General features: G+C 69.4%; 16 protein-coding genes. All 16 read left to right on the top strand.

Going from position 1 to position 18,585, the window contains the following annotated elements; all coding sequences use genetic code 11:
- Positions 1 to 107 precede the first annotated feature (107 nt).
- The 16 genes from pyrR (at position 108) to G9373_RS32635 (ending at position 18,564) form a co-directional block, all read left to right on the top strand.
- A complete protein-coding gene (gene pyrR / locus G9373_RS32710) occupies positions 108 to 737 on the top strand; it encodes a bifunctional pyr operon transcriptional regulator/uracil phosphoribosyltransferase PyrR (protein ID WP_005572577.1) in 630 nt (209 codons plus the stop codon).
- On the top strand, positions 738 to 1,682 hold the full coding sequence (locus G9373_RS32705) for an aspartate carbamoyltransferase catalytic subunit (protein ID WP_133986655.1): 945 nt from the start codon (positions 738 to 740) through the stop codon (positions 1,680 to 1,682).
- Positions 1,679 to 3,022, top strand: coding sequence for a dihydroorotase (locus tag G9373_RS32700; RefSeq protein ID WP_064080202.1), 1,344 nt, complete (start codon positions 1,679 to 1,681; stop codon positions 3,020 to 3,022). Before G9373_RS32705 ends, G9373_RS32700 begins: the two co-directional genes overlap by 4 nt.
- Positions 3,019 to 3,585 carry a hypothetical protein gene (locus G9373_RS32695; RefSeq protein WP_005569136.1) on the top strand — a complete coding sequence of 189 codons (567 nt, stop codon included), beginning with the start codon at positions 3,019 to 3,021 and terminating at the stop codon, positions 3,583 to 3,585. The genes G9373_RS32700 and G9373_RS32695 overlap by 4 nt, the downstream gene beginning before the upstream one ends.
- Positions 3,582 to 4,742 carry a glutamine-hydrolyzing carbamoyl-phosphate synthase small subunit gene (gene carA, locus G9373_RS32690; RefSeq protein ID WP_005569135.1) on the top strand — a complete coding sequence of 387 codons (1,161 nt, stop codon included), beginning with the start codon at positions 3,582 to 3,584 and terminating at the stop codon, positions 4,740 to 4,742. The genes G9373_RS32695 and carA overlap by 4 nt, the downstream gene beginning before the upstream one ends.
- A complete protein-coding gene (carB, locus tag G9373_RS32685) occupies positions 4,742 to 8,110 on the top strand; it encodes a carbamoyl-phosphate synthase large subunit (RefSeq protein ID WP_133986656.1) in 3,369 nt (1,122 codons plus the stop codon). The genes carA and carB overlap by 1 nt, the downstream gene beginning before the upstream one ends.
- Positions 8,107 to 8,946 carry an orotidine-5'-phosphate decarboxylase gene (gene pyrF, locus G9373_RS32680; RefSeq protein WP_043790962.1) on the top strand — a complete coding sequence of 280 codons (840 nt, stop codon included), beginning with the start codon at positions 8,107 to 8,109 and terminating at the stop codon, positions 8,944 to 8,946. Before carB ends, pyrF begins: the two co-directional genes overlap by 4 nt.
- Positions 8,947 to 9,072: 126 nt before the next feature.
- Positions 9,073 to 9,393, top strand: coding sequence for an integration host factor, actinobacterial type (gene mihF, locus G9373_RS32675; RefSeq protein ID WP_005262298.1), 321 nt, complete (start codon positions 9,073 to 9,075; stop codon positions 9,391 to 9,393).
- Positions 9,394 to 9,401: 8 nt separating this feature from the next.
- Positions 9,402 to 10,025 carry a guanylate kinase gene (gene gmk / locus G9373_RS32670; RefSeq protein ID WP_043790960.1) on the top strand — a complete coding sequence of 208 codons (624 nt, stop codon included), beginning with the start codon at positions 9,402 to 9,404 and terminating at the stop codon, positions 10,023 to 10,025.
- A gap of 41 nt (positions 10,026 to 10,066) precedes the next feature.
- Complete coding sequence (rpoZ, locus tag G9373_RS32665) at positions 10,067 to 10,372, top strand: DNA-directed RNA polymerase subunit omega (RefSeq protein ID WP_005569129.1); 306 nt, start codon at positions 10,067 to 10,069, stop codon at positions 10,370 to 10,372.
- Between the two features lie 14 nt (positions 10,373 to 10,386).
- Positions 10,387 to 11,691: a bifunctional phosphopantothenoylcysteine decarboxylase/phosphopantothenate--cysteine ligase CoaBC gene (gene coaBC, locus G9373_RS32660; protein WP_005262296.1), complete on the top strand. Its 1,305-nt coding sequence runs from the start codon at positions 10,387 to 10,389 to the stop codon at positions 11,689 to 11,691.
- Between the two features lie 132 nt (positions 11,692 to 11,823).
- Complete coding sequence (gene metK / locus G9373_RS32655; protein ID WP_005241739.1) at positions 11,824 to 13,038, top strand: methionine adenosyltransferase; 1,215 nt, start codon at positions 11,824 to 11,826, stop codon at positions 13,036 to 13,038.
- Positions 13,039 to 13,084: 46 nt separating this feature from the next.
- Complete coding sequence (locus G9373_RS32650) at positions 13,085 to 15,103, top strand: primosomal protein N' (protein ID WP_133986657.1); 2,019 nt, start codon at positions 13,085 to 13,087, stop codon at positions 15,101 to 15,103.
- A 170-nt stretch (positions 15,104 to 15,273) separates the two neighbouring features.
- Positions 15,274 to 16,701 (top strand): rifampin monooxygenase, encoded by a 1,428-nt coding sequence (gene rox, locus G9373_RS32645; protein WP_133986658.1) that lies wholly within the window; start codon positions 15,274 to 15,276, stop codon positions 16,699 to 16,701.
- Between the two features lie 130 nt (positions 16,702 to 16,831).
- Complete coding sequence (locus G9373_RS32640; protein WP_054248884.1) at positions 16,832 to 17,488, top strand: PadR family transcriptional regulator; 657 nt, start codon at positions 16,832 to 16,834, stop codon at positions 17,486 to 17,488.
- Positions 17,489 to 17,586: 98 nt separating this feature from the next.
- Positions 17,587 to 18,564: an alpha/beta fold hydrolase gene (locus G9373_RS32635; RefSeq protein ID WP_133986659.1), complete on the top strand. Its 978-nt coding sequence runs from the start codon at positions 17,587 to 17,589 to the stop codon at positions 18,562 to 18,564.
- Positions 18,565 to 18,585: the final 21 nt, after the last annotated feature.

The following is an 18,585-nucleotide window of genomic DNA, read 5'->3' as shown; positions in this document are numbered from 1 at the left end:
CCCGCAGGTCAGGGGTCCGGGCCTGGCGCAGTCGACGCGCTGATAAGCTGTCCGCGTCAGGCATCCTTTAACGATCCGTCCAGTGAGGCGGAGAAGGAGGTCGTTGTATGCGCGTGCCCGAAGGGTCTCGCCCCGCCGGGGAACCGGCGGATTCAACACCAGAGTCGTCCCCGTCCGTCGAACCCGCACGCGAGCTGCTGTCCGCAGCCGATGTGGGACGGACCATTGCGCGAATCGCGCACCAGATCATCGAGAAGACCGCGCTGGACGCCGCCGACGGTGACGCGCCGCGTGTCGTCTTGATCGGCATCCCCACCCGGGGCACGACGCTCGCAGCGCGCCTCGCCGGGAAGGTCGAAGAGTTCTCCGGGGTGCGCCCAGCGGTCGGCTCCCTCGACATCACCCTGTACCGCGACGACCTGCGCACCAAACCGCACCGCCCCCTCGAGCGCACGTCGGTGCCCGAGGGCGGTGTCGACAACACTCTGGTCGTGCTGGTCGACGACGTGCTGTTCTCCGGCCGCACCGTCCGCTCGGCACTCGACGCCCTCCGTGACCTCGGGCGGCCGCGCGCCGTTCAGCTGGCCGTCCTCGTCGACCGCGGTCACCGCGAACTGCCGCTGCGCGCCGACTACGTGGGCAAGAACGTGCCCACCGCCCGCACCGAGGACGTCAAGGTGCTCCTGAGCGAACACGACGGCCGCGACGCGGTCATGATCTCCGGGGGGAAGAGCTAAGTGAAGCACCTGTTGTCGATCGCGGACCTGACACGGGAATTGGCTGTCGAACTCCTCGACGAGGCCGAACGCTTCGAACAAGCCCTCCTCGGACGTGAGGTGCGGAAGCTCCCGACGCTGCGCGGCCGGACGGTCATGACCGTGTTCTTCGAGAATTCGACCCGGACCCGCGTGTCGTTCGAGGTCGCCGGGAAGTGGATGAGCGCGGACGTCATCAACGTCAGCGCCTCGAGTTCGTCGGTGTCCAAGGGCGAATCCCTCCGGGACACGGCGATGACGCTGCGCGCCGCCGGCGCCGACGCTCTGATCGTGCGCCACCCCGCGTCGGGTGCGGCCCACCAGATCGCGAAGTGGACCGGGTATCAGGACGACGGCGGCCCGGCGGTCGTCAACGCTGGCGACGGTACCCATGAACATCCCACCCAGGCGCTGCTCGACGCGCTCACACTGCGTCAGCGTCTCGGCGACATCGAGGGCAAGCGCATCGCCATCGTCGGCGACATCCTGCACAGCCGGGTCGCGCGGTCGAACGCACTGCTGCTGTCGATGCTCGGCGCCGAGGTGGTCCTCGTCGCGCCGCCCACGTTGCTCCCCGTGGGGGTGTCCACCTGGCCGGTGTCGGTGGCGCATTCGCTGGACGCGGAGCTTCCCGGCCTCGACGCCGTCCTCGTGCTGCGTGTGCAGGCGGAACGGATGAACGGTGGGTTCTTCCCGTCCCAGCGGGAGTACTCGATCAATTACGGCCTGTCGGAGAAGCGGCTCGCGCTGCTTCCCGAGCACGCGGTGGTGCTGCACCCAGGTCCGATGCTGCGCGGCATGGAGATCGCGTCGGCGGTGGCCGATTCGACGAGGACCGCCGTGCTGCAGCAGGTGACCAACGGTGTGCACATGCGGATGGCGGTGCTGTTCCGACTGCTGGTCGGAGCGGAGGAAGTTGCGGGATGAGTGACAGTGCAGTGACAGGAGAGACAGTGCTCATCAAGAACGTGTTGCTGTACGGCGAGGGCGAGCCCACCGACGTTCTGCTCGGTGACGGCGTCATCGTCGCGATCGGCGCGGACGCGGGCAAGGACAGCGCGCCGGACGTCGAGGTGATCGACGCGGCGGGGCAGATCCTGCTCCCCGGTTTCGTCGACCTGCACACGCACCTGCGTGAACCCGGCCGCGAGGACACCGAGACCATCGATTCCGGTTCGGCCGCCGCCGCGCTCGGCGGGTACACCGCGGTGTTCGCGATGGCCAACACCAGCCCGGTCGCCGATTCGGTGGTCGTCACCGATCACGTGTGGCGCCGCGGTCAGGAAGTCGGGCTCGTCGACGTGCACCCCGTCGGCGCCGTCACCGTCGGACTCGAGGGCAAGCAGCTCGCCGAGATGGCCACGATGGCGTCGGGGACCGGCCGGGTGCGGATGTTCTCGGACGACGGCCATTGCGTCTACGACCCGCTGATCATGCGCCGGGCGCTCGAGTACTCGAGTTCGCTCGGGGTGCTCATCGCGCAGCACGCGGAGGAACCGCGGCTGACCGTCGGCGCCGTCGCGCACGAGGGCCCCACCGCCGCCCGGCTCGGGCTCGCGGGCTGGCCGCGCGCCGCCGAGGAGTCGATCGTCGCCCGCGACGCGCTGCTCGCCCGCGACGCCGGGGCGCGGGTGCACATCTGCCACGCCTCCACCGCGGGCACCGTCGAACTGATGAAGTGGGCACGCGGCCAAGGCATTTCGATCACCGCCGAGGTCACCCCGCACCATCTGCTGCTCGACGACTCCAGGCTCGAGACGTATGACGCCGTGAACAAGGTGAATCCGCCCCTGCGGGAGGCGAGCGACGTCGCCGCGCTCCGGGCCGGACTGGCCGAGGGGATCATCGACTGCGTCGCGACCGATCACGCACCGCACGCCGAGCAGGACAAGTGCTGCGAGTTCGCGGCCGCCCGACCCGGAATGCTGGGTCTGGAGACCGCGTTGTCGATCGTCGCGCAGACGATGGTCCGCACGGGCCTGCTCGACTGGCGCGGCGTGGCCCGGGTGATGAGCGAGCGGCCCGCCGAGATCGTCGGGCTCGACGACCAGGGTCGCCCGATCGAGGTCGGCGAGCCCGCCAACCTCGTGCTGATCGACCCGGACGCCGAATGGACGGTCCACGGCCCCGATCTCGCCAGCGTCGCCCACAACACGCCGTACGAGTCGATGACACTGCCGGCGCGGGTGACCACGACGATCCTCCGTGGCCGGATCACCGCGAGCGACGGCCAGGCCCGCGTCCCGGTGCGGAACGGCAGGGGATGACGGTGGAGAGAATTCTGTGGATAGTCGGCCTCGTCGCGTTCTGGGCGCTGGCCATCTTCCTCATGTACATCGGGTGGCGCGGTCGTGCCCGCCGTCAGGCCGACCGGGTCGGGCAACTTCCCCCCGTGCCCGCGCACCTCGGCGAGCAGACGATCGCCCCGGCCACCGGACTGTATGTGGGCAGCACCCTGGCCCCGAGCTGGCAGGACCGGATCGCGGTCGGCGACCTCGGTTTCCGGGCGACGGGGGAAATCTCCCGATACGCGGCCGGGATCCTGCTCGAACGTGACGGGGCGTCGGCGATCTGGATTCCGCAGGACGCGGTCCGCGCCGTGCGCACCGAGCGCGGTCTCGCGGGCAAGGTCATGAGCAAGGACGGCGTCCTGGTGATCCGGTGGGAACTGCCGACGGGCACCGAGATCGACACCGGTTTCCGGAGCGACGACAAGTCCGTGTACCCCGCCTGGGTCAGCGCAGGGGAGCCGGACGGCAAGACAGACAGTGAAGATTCAGCGAATGCGGCGAGCTCTGGTGAGGTCGAGCAGAACGGAGAGAACGCATGAGCGGCTACGACACCGACTCTGCAGTACTGGTCCTCGAGGACGGTCGGATATTCCGGGGCACCACGTTCGGTGCCGTCGGCCAGACCCTCGGTGAGGCTGTCTTCAGCACCGGCATGACCGGCTATCAGGAGACCCTCACCGACCCCAGCTACCACCGCCAGATCGTCGTGGCTACCGCGCCGCAGATCGGCAACACCGGATGGAACGACGAGGACGACGAGTCCGTCGGTCCCACCGGCAGCAGCGCCGAGGCGAAGATCTGGGTCGCCGGGTACGTCGTCCGCGACCCCGCCCGCCGCACCTCCAGCTGGCGCGCCACCGGCTCCCTGCAGGACGAGCTGGTGAAGCAGGGAGTCGTCGGGATCGCCGGCATCGACACCCGCGCACTGGTCCGCCACCTGCGCACCCGCGGCTCCATGCGCGCCGGGGTGTTCTCCGGCGACGCACTGGCCGACACCGACGTGCTGCTCGACCGCGTGAAGAGCCAGCCGTCGATGCTCGGCGCGGATCTCGCCGGTGAGGTCAGCACCACCAGCGGTTACGTCGTCGAGCCGACCGGGGGAGAAGCGCGCTTCACCGTCGCGGCGATCGACCTCGGCATCAAGACCAACACCCCCCGCATGTTCGCCGAGCGCGGCATCCGGGTGCACGTGCTCCCGTCCAACGCGACGCTCGAGCAGATCCTCGACCTGAAGGCCGACGGCGTCTTCCTCTCCAACGGTCCCGGCGACCCGGCGACCGCCGACGGTGCCGTGCACCTCACGAAGGAAGTCATCGGGCAGGGCCTGCCCCTGTTCGGTATCTGCTTCGGCAACCAGATCCTCGGGCGGGCTCTGGGTCTCGGCACCTACAAGATGAAGTTCGGTCACCGGGGCATCAACATCCCGGTTGTCGAACACGAGACGGGACGCATCGCGATCACCGCGCAGAACCACGGGTTCGCGCTCGAGGGCGAGGCCGGGCAGGAGTTCGACACCCCGTTCGGCAAGGCCGTGATCAGCCACACCTGCGCCAACGACGGTGCCGTCGAGGGGGTCCGCCTGCTCGACGGATCCGCCTTCTCGGTGCAGTACCACCCCGAGGCCGCGGCGGGCCCGCACGACGCCGCGTACCTGTTCGACCGCTTCACCAGCCTGCTCGAGGGAGTCAAGAACTAATGCCACGCCGTACAGATCTCTCCCACATCCTGGTGATCGGCTCCGGGCCGATCGTCATCGGCCAGGCCTGTGAGTTCGACTACTCCGGAACCCAGGCCTGCCGGGTGCTGCGCGAGGAGGGCCTGCGGGTCAGCCTCGTCAACTCCAACCCGGCCACGATCATGACCGACCCCGAGTTCGCGGACGCCACGTACGTCGAGCCGATCACCGCCGAGTTCGTCGAGAAGGTCATCGCCCTCGAGGCCGAGAAGGGCCACCCGATCGACGCCGTCCTCGCGACTCTCGGCGGCCAGACGGCCCTGAACACCGCGGTGGCGCTGCACGAGCAGGGCATCCTCGAGAAGTACGACGTGGAGCTGATCGGCGCCGACTTCGACGCCATCCAGCGCGGCGAGGACCGGCAGAAGTTCAAGGACATCGTCGCGAAGGTCGGCGGCGAGTCCGCGCGCTCCCGGGTCTGCTACACGATGGACGAGGTCCGCGACACGGTCGCCGAACTGGGCTTCCCCGTCGTGGTGCGGCCGTCGTTCACGATGGGCGGCCTCGGCTCCGGCATGGCCTACGACGACGAGGACCTGACGCGGATCGCCGGCGGCGGTCTCGCCGCGTCGCCCACCGCCAACGTGCTGATCGAGGAGTCGATCCTCGGGTGGAAGGAATACGAGCTCGAGCTGATGCGCGACGGCCGCGACAACGTCGTGATCGTGTGCTCGATCGAGAACGTCGACCCGGTCGGCGTGCACACCGGTGACTCGATCACCGTCGCCCCCGCCATGACGCTCACGGACCGTGAGTACCAGGCGATGCGCGACCTCTCGATCGACATCCTCCGCGAGGTCGGAGTGGACACCGGTGGCTGCAACATCCAGTTCGCCATGGACCCCACCGATGGGCGCCTCGTCGTCATCGAGATGAACCCGCGCGTGTCGCGGTCCAGTGCGCTCGCGTCCAAGGCGACCGGCTTCCCGATCGCGAAGATCGCCGCGAAGCTCGCCATCGGCTACACCCTGGACGAGATCGTCAACGACATCACCAAGGAAACCCCGGCCTCCTTCGAGCCGACCCTCGACTACGTCGTCGTCAAAGCGCCGCGGTTCGCGTTCGAGAAGTTCCCCGGCGCCGACGACACCCTCACCACCACGATGAAGTCGGTCGGTGAGGCCATGTCCATCGGCCGCAACTTCACCGAGGCGTTCGGCAAGGTGCTGCGCTCGCTGGAGACCAAGCGGGCCGGGTACTGGACCGGACCCGACGTGGAGGCCACCGACCTCGACAGCCTCCTGACGGAACTGAGCATCCCCCGCGACGGCCGCGTCTACGGCCTCGAGAAGGCGTTCGCTCTCGGCGCCACCGTCGAGCAGCTGTTCGACGCCACGAAGATCGACCCGTGGTTCCTCGACCAGATCCTGCAGATCCATGAGCTCGGCGACACGCTGCGTGAGGCGCCCGAGGTGACCGAGCGGGTATTGCGCCGCGCCAAGCACCACGGCCTGTCGGATCGGCAGATCGCGGCCCTGCGCCCCGAGATCGGCGGCGAGGACGCCGTCCGGGCGCTGCGTGAGCAGTGGAACGTCCACCCCGTGTACAAGACGGTCGACACCTGCGCCGCCGAGTTCGAGGCGAAGACGCCGTACCACTACTCCACGTACGAACTCGACCCGGCGGCCGAGTCCGAGGTGGCCCCGCAGACCGAGCGTCCGAAGGTCCTGATCCTCGGCTCCGGGCCGAACCGCATCGGTCAGGGCATCGAGTTCGACTACTCCTGCGTCCACGCCGCACTGACGCTGTCGGAGGCCGGCTACGAGACGGTGATGGTCAACTGCAACCCGGAGACCGTCTCCACCGACTACGACACCGCCGACCGCCTGTACTTCGAGCCGCTCACGTTCGAGGACGTGCTCGAGGTGTACCGGGCGGAGTCGCTGTCGGGCACCGTCGCCGGGGTGATCGTGCAGCTCGGCGGCCAGACCCCGCTGGGCCTGGCGAAGCGGCTGAAGGCTGCGGGTGTGCCGATCGTCGGCACCAGCCCGGAGGCGATCGACCTCGCGGAGGATCGCGGCGAGTTCGGCAAGGTGCTGGTCGAGGCCGGTCTGCCCGCTCCCAAGTTCGGCACCGCCACCACGTTCGCCGGGGCCCGCGAGATCGCGGCCGGTATCGGGTACCCGGTGCTGGTGCGCCCGTCGTACGTCCTCGGTGGCCGCGGCATGGAGATCGTCTACGACGAGGCGTCGCTGGAGAGCTACATCTCCCGCGCCACCGAGATCTCCGACGACCGTCCCGTCCTGGTCGACCGGTTCCTGGAAGACGCCATCGAGATCGACGTCGACGCGCTCTGCGACGGCTCCGAGGTGTACCTCGGCGGTGTGATGGAGCACATCGAGGAGGCCGGCATCCACTCGGGCGACTCGGCCTGTGCGCTGCCGCCGATCACCCTCGGCCGCGCCGACCTCGAGAACGTCCGCCGCTCCACGGAGGCGCTCGCCAAGGGCATCGGCGTCAAGGGCCTGCTCAACGTCCAGTACGCCCTGAAGGACGACATCCTGTACGTCCTGGAGGCGAACCCCCGCGCCAGCCGCACCGTGCCGTTCGTGTCGAAGGCGACGGCGGTGCAGCTCGCCAAGGCCTGCGCCCGCGTCATGCTGGGCGAGTCCATCGCCGATCTGCGTGCGAGCGGTGTGCTCCCGGCCACCGGCGACGGCGGTTCGACCCCGGCGGACGCACCCGTCGCCGTGAAGGAGGCCGTGCTGCCGTTCAACCGGTTCCGGCGCGCCGACGGCACCGGGGTGGACACCCTGCTGAGCCCGGAGATGAAGTCGACCGGCGAGGTCATGGGCATCGACGCCGACTTCGGCACCGCGTTCGCGAAGAGCCAGACGGCCGCGTACGGCTCGCTGCCCACGTCGGGTTCGGTGTTCGTCTCCGTCGCCAACAAGGACAAGCGGTCGCTGATCTTCCCGGTCAAGCGTCTCGCCGACCTGGGCTTCCGGATCCTGGCCACCGAGGGCACCGCGGCGGTTCTCCGCCGGAACGGGATCACCTGCCAGGAGGTGCACAAGCACTCCGGTGAGAAGCTGGAGGCGGGTGAGCGCACCATCGTCGAGATGATCCGCGACGGCGAGGTCGACATGGTGATCAACACGCCGTACGGCAACTCCGGGCCGCGCGTCGACGGCTACGAGATCCGCAGCGCGGCCGTCGCCATGAACATCCCGTGCGTCACCACCGTGCAGGGCGCGTCCGCCGCGGTGCAGGGCATCGAGGCCGCGATCCGCGGCGACATCGGTGTCCAGTCGCTCCAGGCGCTGCACGAGCGGCTGCGGTCGCCCGCCGTGGTCGTGGCTCCCGCGACCGGGTCCGCGTCGTCGTGAGCGGACACCATCACCACCACTCCTGGGTGCATCGGCTGACGTCGGCGGTCGAGCACCGGGGGCGGTTGTGCGTCGGGATCGATCCGCATCCGGGCCTGCTCGAGGCGTGGGGGCTGCCCGTCTCCGCCGAGGGGCTGGAGACGTTCGCGGAGATCTGCGTGGAGGCCTTCGTCGGTGAGGTGGCCGTCGTGAAGCCTCAGGTGGCGTTCTTCGAAGCGTACGGCTCCGCCGGGTACGCGGTGCTCGAACGCACCATTTCGGTCCTCAGAGAGGCAGGGACGCTCGTCGTCGCCGATGCCAAGCGCGGGGACATCGGGTCGACGATGGCGGCGTACGCGCAGTCCTGGCTGGGTGCGGAGTCGGCCCTGTCCTCGGATGCGGTGACGGTGTCGCCGTATCTGGGATTCGGGGCGCTCGACCCGGCGCTGTCGCTGGCGGCGGAGCAGGGCCGCGGGCTCTTCGTGCTGGCCCGGACGTCCAATGCCGAGGGCGGCGACCTGCAGGCGGCGCAGACCGCCGGGGGAGTGTCCGTGGCCCAGTCCGTGGTGGACGCGGCGGCCCGGCACAACGACGCGCAACCCGGTCTGGTGGGTCTGGTGGTGGGTGCGACACGCGGACACGGCCTGGATTTGTCGAATTTTTCCGGACCGATTCTCGCGCCCGGTCTCGGCGCCCAGGGCGCGACTCCCGGTGATCTCGCCGACATTTTTCCCGATTCTCGAAAACTGTTGTTGCCGAACAGTTCTCGTGGTGTTCTCGGTGCCGGACCGTCGGTGACGGCACTGCGTGAGGCGGCCGTCACGGTCCGCGACGAGATCGAGTCCGCACTCTCATAGCCCACCCGAATCCGGCTCTGACCTCGGGGGGTGGGTTCGCAATCGGCGCCGGGCGTGAGTACGGTCGCTATCGCTGCTGGTTATCCAGTGGTTTGGACTATTTGCCAACGACGAGACGGAGGAACCGTGGCCCTTCCCCAGTTGACTGATGAGCAGCGCGCTGCTGCTTTGGAGAAGGCAGCTGCTGCCCGCAAGGCCAGGGCTGAGCTCAAGGAGCGCCTGAAGCGTGGTGGCACCGACCTCAAGCAGGTTCTCAAGGACGCCGAGGACGACGAGATCCTGGGCAAGATGAAGGTGTCGGCACTGCTCGAGGCGCTGCCCAAGGTGGGCAAGGTCAAGGCGCAGGAGATCATGACCGAGCTGGAGATCGCTCCGACCCGTCGCCTCCGTGGCCTCGGCGATCGGCAGCGGAAGGCCCTGCTCGCCAGGTTCGACTTCGAGGCCTGAGCACGACAGTGGTAGCTGACGCACAAGTGTCAGAGAGTAAGACCGCAGTGCGGAGGGGTCGGCTGGTAGTACTGGCCGGCCCCTCGGCCGTCGGTAAGTCCAGCGTGGTGCGACTCCTGCGTGAACGGATGCCGGAGCTCGTCTTCAGCGTGTCCGCGACGACGCGCGACCCACGCCCGGGCGAGGTGGACGGCAAGGACTACCGGTTCACCTCTCGCGACGAGTTCCAGCGGATGATCGAATCCGGTGAGCTGCTCGAATGGGCCGAGATCCACGGCGGACTCCAGCTGTCGGGAACCCCGGCCGCACCGGTCCGCCGGGCGATCGAACAGGGCAAACCGGTGCTCGTCGAGGTCGATCTCGCCGGTGCGCGGGCCGTCCGCGCCGCGATGCCGGAGGCGCTGCTCGTCTTCATGGCGCCCCCGAGCTGGGACGTGCTGGTCGAGAGATTGACCGGCCGGGGCACCGAATCCGCCGACGTCGTGGAGCGGCGTCTCGCGACCGCGAGAGTCGAGCTGGAGGCGCAGGACGAGTTCGACGCGGTCATCGTGAACGAGGATGTCAGCCGATCGTGCGACGAGTTGGTATCCTTGTTGGTTGGACGACCGGAACAGTCCGAGTCGACCCACTAGATCTCACATCAACTAGCCAGAACTATTTCAGGAGATACCGAGTGAGCAGCACCCCCGCAGTAGCGTCCGCAACACCCAGCCACGGCGCCCTGCCGGCTTACGACACCCCGCTCGGCATCACCAATCCTCCGATCGACGAGCTTCTCGCTCGCACGTCGTCGAAGTACGCGCTGGTGATCTACGCGGCCAAGCGGGCGCGTCAGATCAACGATTACTACAACCAGCTCGGTGACGGCATCCTCGAGTACGTCGGCCCCCTCGTGGAGCCGGGCCTGCAGGAGAAGCCGCTGTCCATCGCGCTGCGTGAGATCCACGCCGATCTTCTCGAGCACACCGAAGGCGAGTGAGCGGAGGATCTGCCGTGCCTGAACAGGCAGCGGGCCCGGTCTCCGGGCACGTGACGGATTCACCGGAACCGGTTCCCGCGGGGGCAGCGCGCAAGCGGATCGTGGTCGGTGTCGGCGGCGGCATCGCCGCGTACAAGAGCTGTGCCGTCATTCGGGCCTTCACGGAGGCCGGGCATCATGTGCGGGTCATCCCGACGGAGTCCGCGCTCGAGTTCGTCGGCAAGGCGACGTTCGAGGCGCTGTCGGGCAACCCCGTGCACACGGGTGTGTTCACCGACGTTCCGCAGGTTCCGCATGTTCGTCTCGGGCAGGAAGCGGATCTCGTCGTCATCGCGCCCGCCACCGCCGACCTCATGGCGCGCGCTGTGGCGGGACGCGCCGACGACCTCCTCACCGCGACGCTGCTCACCGCGCGATGTCCCGTGGTGTTCGCTCCCGCGATGCACACGGAGATGTGGGAGCACCCGGCCACCGTCGCGAACGTCGCCACGCTCCGCGCACGCGGCGTGACCGTCATCGAACCCGCATCCGGCCGCCTCACGGGCAAGGACACCGGCGCAGGCCGGCTGCCGGAACCCGACGAGATCGTCGGGTTGGCGTCGTTGCTGGTCGAGCGTCCCGACGCGCTGCCCCGTGATCTCGAGGGCCGGCGGGTCCTCGTGTCCGCGGGCGGCACCCGTGAACCGCTCGACCCGGTGCGGTTCCTCGGTAACCGCAGTTCGGGCAAGCAGGGCTACGCGATCGCCCGGCTCGCCGTGCAGCGCGGGGCCGAGGTCACCCTCGTCTCCGGCTACACCGCCGGCCTCGCCGACCCGGCCGCCGTCGACGTGGTGCACGTCCGCACGGCGGAAGACATGCGGGTGGCGGTCGCCAAGCACGCGCCCGGATTCGACGCCGTGATCATGGCCGCGGCAGTGGCCGATTTCCGGCCGTCGACGACGGTGGCGAGCAAGATCAAGAAGGGTGCGGGCGAGCCCGACTCGATCGCACTCACCAAGAACGAGGACATCCTCGCCGGCCTGGTGCAGTCCCGGCGGGACGGCGAGATCCCGTCGAAGACCGTGATCGTCGGATTCGCGGCCGAGACGGGCGACGCCGACGGCGACGTCCTCACGTACGCGCGGGCCAAGCTCGCGCGTAAGGGCTGCGACCTCCTCGTCGTCAACGCGGTCGGCGAGGGCAAGGCGTTCGAGGTCGACCACAACGACGGGTGGCTGCTCGGAGCCGACGGTTCCGAGTCCGCGCTCGAGCACGGATCGAAGGCGTTGATGGCGAGCCGGGTGCTCGACGCCGTCGACCAGCTGTTCCGGACGCTCTGACGGAACATCCGGCAGAGTTTCGGTGATTCGAAAGGTGTCACTCCCGCCGGGGTGGCGCTAGGGTCGTTCGCGGTATTACGCAGCTAAGCTGTTTTCAAGTGCTGTTCAGGACAACTGTCGAGAGGGAATTCTGTGAGCCAGTCCGGTAGTCGGCTATTCACCAGTGAGTCTGTGACCGAGGGGCACCCGGACAAGATTTGTGATGCGATCAGCGACTCCATCCTCGACGCGCTCCTCACCGACGACCCGCGCGCCCGCGTCGCCGTCGAGACACTCGTGACCACCGGACAGGTCCACGTCGCCGGCGAGGTCACGACCACCGCCTACGCCGACATCCCCAAGATCGTGCGCGACACCGTGCTCGAGATCGGGTACGACTCCTCGGCCAAGGGCTTCGACGGCAACTCCTGCGGCGTCAACGTCGCGATCGGCGCACAGTCCCCGGAGATCGCCCAGGGCGTCGACCACTCGCACGAGGTCCGCACCGGCGAACTGAGCGACGACGAAATCGACCGTCAGGGCGCAGGCGACCAGGGACTGATGTTCGGGTTCGCCACCACCGACACCCCGGAACTGATGCCGCTGCCGATCGCGCTGGCGCACCGCCTGTCGCGTCGTCTCACCGAGGTCCGCAAGTCCGGTGTCCTGCCGTACCTGCGCCCGGACGGCAAGACCCAGGTCACCATCGAATACGACGGCGACAAGGCTGTTCGCCTCGACACCGTGGTCATCTCGACGCAGCACGCCGCGGACATCGACCTCGACAACCTGCTGACCCCGGATCTGCGGGAAAAGGTTCTCGGATCGGTTCTCGCCGAAATCGACATGCCCGAACTCGACGTCTCGGACATCCGCCTGCTCGTCAACCCGACGGGCAAGTTCGTGCTCGGCGGCCCGATGGGTGACGCCGGCCTGACCGGTCGCAAGATCATCGTCGACACCTACGGCGGCATGGCCCGCCACGGTGGCGGCGCGTTCTCCGGCAAGGACCCCTCGAAGGTCGACCGGTCGGCGGCCTACGCCATGCGCTGGGTGGCCAAGAACGCGGTCGCGGCAGGCCTCGCGGACCGGATCGAGGTCCAGGTGGCGTACGCGATCGGCAAGGCGGCGCCGGTGGGTCTGTTCGTCGAGACGTTCGGTACCGAGAAGACGGATCCGGCGCGGATCCAGCAGGCGATCACCGAAACGTTCGACCTGCGACCCGGCGCCATCATCCGCGATCTCGACCTGCTGCGTCCGATCTACGCGCAGACCGCGGCCTACGGTCACTTCGGTCGCACCGACATCGACCTCCCGTGGGAGAGCATCGACCGGGCGGAGAAGCTGCGGGCAGCCGCAGGCCTCTGATCGGTAGTCACGGCGCGGCGGGCGCCGCTGCGGTAGGGGCCGCGGAGTGAGCGCGGAAAAGGTTGCGGCAGAAGTAGATCCGGTTGCCCGGGTGCTGCCGCTGCTTCCGCTTGCCCACCTCGACCGCGAATTCGACTATCTCGTTCCGAAGGACCTCGACGAGCAGGCGCAGCCCGGGGTCCGGGTGCGCATCCGGTTCGCCGGACGTCTCGTCGACGGGTTCGTCGTCTCCCGGAACGCGACCAGCGACCATCAGGGCCGTTTCGGCTGGCTCGAACGGGTGATCTCGCCCGAGCGGGTCCTGACCGAGGAGATCACCCGGGTGGTCGACCTCGTCGCCGGCCGATACGCGGGGACCCGCGCGGACGTCCTGCGACTCGCGATCCCGCCGAGACACGCCCGCGCGGAGTCCGAGGCCGCGTCCGAACCCTCCGAGGTGCCGGACATCGCGATCGAGACCGGCGAGTGGGACCGGTACGTCCACGGTGGCGCTTTCCTGACCGCACTGTCGGCGGAGCGTGCCCCGCGCGCGGTCTGGCAGGCACTCCCCGGCGAGGACTGGCCGGCGCGTCTCGCGGAACTGTCGGGGCTCGTGGCCGCCACCGGGGCGAGCACCGTCGTCGTCGTGCCCGATCAGCGCGATCTCGACCGCGTGGTCGCGGCGGTGGAGAAGCTGCTGGGCAAGGACGCGGTCGTCGGACTCGCCGCCGGTCTCGGTCCGGCCCTGCGCTACAGGCGCTGGCTGGCGGCGCTGCGCGGAACGGCAAAGGTCGTCGTCGGGACCCGGAGTTCGGTGTTCGCGCCGACGCCGCGCACCGGGCTGATCGTGGTCTGGGACGACGGGGACGACAACCATTCCGAGCCGCGCGCACCGTATCCGCACGCCCGCGAGGTGGCGCTGCTCCGCGCGTACGCCAGTGGCTGCGCGGTGGTACTGGCCGGACACGCGCGCACCGCGGAGGCGCAGGCGCTGGTCGACTCGGGGTGGGCGCACGACCTCGTGGCCTCCCGAGACTCGGTGCGGGCGGCCGCCCCGAAGATCACCGCACTCGCGGACAGCGACCACGCCCTGGCCCGCGATCCCGGCGCACGCGCCGCCCGGCTGCCCGCGATCGCGTTCGCGGCTGCCCGGGAGGCGCTCGGCGCCGGCCGCGGAGTGCTGGTCCAGGTGCCCCGGCGCGGCTACGTGCCCAGCCTCGCGTGCGGCAAGTGCCGGGCGCCCGCGCGATGCCGACGATGCAACGGACCTCTCGCGCTGCCGTCCGCGGCCGGCCCGGACGGGGCGGGGACCCCCGCGTGCCGGTGGTGTGGCGTCGCCGACGCCGCACACCGCTGCCACGCGTGCGGCGCGAAGGCGCTGCGGGCCGTCGTGGTCGGTGCCGGACGGACCGCCGAGGAACTGGGACGCGCGTTTCCCGGGGTCGCCGTCCGGATGTCGGGGGGCACGGACGTCGTCGACGAGGTGAAGGAGGGACCCACCCTCGTGGTGTCGACGGTCGGGGCCGAACCGGTGATGCCGGGCGGCTACGGCGCGGCGTTGCTGCTCGACGGCTGGGCGCTGCTGGGCCGTCCCGACCTGCGCGCCGCCGAGGAGACGCTGCGGCGGTGGATGACGGCGTCGTCACTCGTACGCCCGTTCGCCGAGGGCGGTCAGGTGGTCGTGGTCGCCGATTCGGGGATTCCGACCGTGCAGGCGTTGGTTCGCTGGGATCCGGTCGGTCACGCCCGTGCGCAGTACGAGGAGCGGGCGGAGGTCGGATTTCCGCCCGCCATCCACCTCGCGGCGATCGACGGCAGCGCGAAGGCGATCGCCGACCTCCTGGAGCTCGCCGATCTGCCGGCGAATGCGGAATTGCTGGGCCCGGTCGAGTTGCCGGCGGGGGAGCGGCTGCCGTTCACCGGCGACGCGCCGGAGCCGGCGGACGTGGAGCGGATGCTGATCCGGGTGCCCCGTGGCGAGGGAAAGCCGCTGGCCAAAGCGCTGGGAGAGGCGCAGTCGGTGCGCAGCGCGCGTAAGGACTCGCAGCCTGCCCGGGTCCAGATCGACCCCATTCGGATCGGCTAGTTCCGCCCCCCGGGGGACACAAAAGGAATGGCAAGGAGGTAATCCACTCCCTGCCACCTTCACCATATAACGCACCGGGGGCCTTGCGGCAAGACCCCGGTCGTGCCGCAGAATCTCCCACCGAAGCCAGAACCTGCGGAAATCAGTTCGCGGCGTATGTGGGGGTCTTCGTGATTGACGTGATCGTTGCCGGCGGCGGACCGACCGGCCTGATGCTGGCCTGCGAGTTGCGGCTGCACGGCGTGCAGGTGCTCGTGCTGGAGAAGGAGGCCGAGCCGACCAGGCATGTCCGGTCGCTGGGCCTGCACGTGCGCAGCGTCGAGGTGATGGACCAGCGCGGTCTGCTGGAGCGATTCCTCGCGCTCGGCAAGCAGTACCCCGTCGGCGGCTTCTTCGCCGGTATCAGCAAGCCGCGGCCCGACCGGCTGGACACCGCACATCCGTACATCCTCGGCATCCCGCAGCCCGTCACCGAGCGCCTGCTGATCGAGCACGCCACCGAACTCGGCGTCGAGATCCGGCGTGGCTGCGAACTGGTCGGGCTGAGCCAGAACGAGGACCGGGTGACCGCCCTGCCGACCGACGGCACACAGCTGCGCGCGCGCTACCTCGTCGGTTGCGACGGCGGTCGCAGCACGGTGCGCAAGCTGCTGGGCGTCGGCTTCCCCGGCGAGCCGACCCGGGTCGAGTCGCTCCTGGGCGAGATGGAGGTGGCCGCGCCACCGGAGACGCTGGCCGCCGTGGTGGCCGAGGTCCGCAAAACCCACAAGGGGTTCGGCGCCGGGCCCTCCGGGGACGGGGTGTACCGCGTCGTCGTGCCCGCCGAGGGGGTGGCCGAGGACCGGTCGGTCCCGCCGACCCTCGAGGAGTTCAAGCAACAGCTGCGGGTGTTCGCCGGCACTGACTTCGGCGTGCACTCACCGCGGTGGCTGTCCCGCTTCGGCGACGCCACCCGGCTGGCCGAGCGCTACCGGGTCGGCCGGGTGTTGCTGGCCGGCGACGCGGCGCACGTCCACCCACCGCTGGGCGGGCAGGGCCTCAACCTCGGCGTCCAGGACGCGTTCAATCTGGGCTGGAAACTGGCCGCCGAGATCAACGGCTGGGCACCGGAGGGGCTGCTGGACAGCTACCACACCGAACGGCACCCGATAGCCGCCGACGTGCTGAACAACACCCGCGTGCAGTCCGAGCTGCTGTCCACCGAGCCGGGTCCCCAGGCGGTGCGCCGGCTGCTGTCGGAACTGATGGACGTCGAGGAGGTGAACCGGTACCTGACCGAGAAAGTCACCGCGATCGGTGTCCGCTACGACTTCGGTGAGGGGCACGAACTGCTCGGCCGACGGCTGCGCGACATCGGGCTGAAGCGGGGACGCCTCTACGAGCTGATGCATGGTGGCCGCGGATTGCTGCTCGACCAGGCCGGCCGGCTTTCGGTGGCGGGCTGGGCAGACCGGGTCGACCACGTCGTCGACGTCAGCGAGGAACTGGACGTGCCCGCGGTGCTGCTGCGGCCGGACGGCTACGTGGCATGGGTCGGGGGAGACCAGCAGGATCTGGTCGGCCAACTGCCCAGGTGGTTCGGCGCGGCCGCCGGCTGAGCGCGAACACCTCCGGCCACAGCGCCCTTCGGGTACGGGGCCGACTTGACGACCGTACCAGAAGGGGCCTTGTCGAGTTCTGATTGACGATATATCGTTGATGCATCAGCGATACAGAAGGAGGCTGATGATGGAAGACTTCCATTTCGAACACAGGGGTCCCCGACGGGACCGATTCACACGCGAACGGACGGGACGGCCCGAGGGGCCCCACCGTCACGGACACCGGCGAGGCCGCTTCGGCCCCGAGGGCGATCCCGGCTTCGGTCCGGGAATGCACTTCGGGCGCGGACGCGGACGGGGTGGCAGGGGACGGCGCGGCGATGTCCGCTCCGCGATCCTGCTGCTGCTCACCGAGGAGCCGATGCACGGCTACGAGCTGATTCAGCAGATCGTCGAACGCAGCGACGGGGTGTGGAAGCCCAGTCCCGGTTCGATCTACCCCGCGCTGTCACAGCTCGAGGACGAGGGTCTGGTGCTCATCGAAAAGGTGGCGGGCCGCAAGACCGCACGCCTGACGGACGAGGGCAAGGCCTTCGTCGAAGCGAACAAGACCGAACTCGGCACCCCGTGGGACGACGTGCGGGAGAGTGTCGGCCAGCCCGCCGAGGACCTGCGGGGTCTGATCGGGTTGCTGATGGGTGCCGCGGGTCAGGTCGCCGCGGTCGGTGACGACGACCAGGTCCGGCGTGCCGGCGAGATCCTCACCGACGCGCGGCGCGCGATGTATCGCCTTCTCGCCGAAGACGATCAGAGCGAAGCCGGTAAGGATGACACCGACTCCTAGGGCGCCACGGCTCACCGCGGGCCCGCCGACTCGACGCGACAGCGCGTGCACATTCTGGGAAGGTTCACAGAAATGTCACGGCGAAGTCGGGAGAGATCATGAGGTTTCGGGGTGCCGGTGCGGTCGTCACGGGTGTCGTCCTGCTGATGTCCGGCGCAGTGTCCACCGCCCACGCGGACGACGCCTCACCGCCCCAGCCCGTCGTGCCCACCACGGCCGGGCTTCCTCAGAACGGCCGTAGTGCCGCCGCCGCGTATGCGCACGAGCACCCGGACAGCGCACCCGCGGGATCGAACGACTTCTCCTGCACACCCTCCCCGGACCACCCGGAGCCGGTGGTGCTCGCGCACGGCACCGACGCAAGCGCCTACGCGGACTGGGCCGCCCTGTCGCCCATGCTCGCCGCGGACGGCTACTGCGTGTTCGCGCTCAACTACGGCGGAGCGCCGGGTGCCGATTCCTACGGCACCGAGGACATCGTCGCGAGCGCGGAGGAGTTCGGCCGGTTCGTCGACCGGGTCCGCGACGCGACCGGCGCCGACAAGGTCGACACCGTCGGATACTCGCAGGGTGCCAACGTCACGCGGTACTACGTCAACAAGCTCGGCGGCGCCCCGTTCGTCGACGACTGGGTCGGACTGGCGTCGCCCAGCTACGGGGGAGTGATGTACGGCCTCGTTCCGATCGTGCAGGCACTTCCCGGCGGACCTGACTTCGCCCGCACGGTGACGTCGGTGGCCGTCAGCCAGCAGATGCAGGGCTCGCCGTTCATGAACGCCCTCAACGCGGGCGGTGACACCGTGCCCGGCGTCGCGTACACGACCATCGGGTCCCGGTACGACGAAATGATCCAGCCGTACACGAACATGGCGCTCCGCGGCGCCGGGGTCGACAACATCCTGATTCAGGATCGATGCCCCCAGGACGGCACCGGACATTTCCAGGCGCCCTACGATCCGTTCGCGCTCGACCTCGTCCGTGCGGCACTCGACCCGGACGCGACTCTGCTGGCTCGCTGCGAGTTCGTCCCGGTCGGCGCGGGTATTCCGCAGGTAATTCTCGACAGCAACAGATAGACCCACAACGAAGCGGGGAGC

The sequence above is a fragment of the Rhodococcus sp. A14 genome (genome assembly GCF_011603105.1).
Taxonomy (GTDB): Bacteria; Actinomycetota; Actinomycetes; order Mycobacteriales; family Mycobacteriaceae; genus Rhodococcus_F; species Rhodococcus_F opacus.
This window is presented reverse-complemented; position numbering and strand designations above follow the sequence as displayed.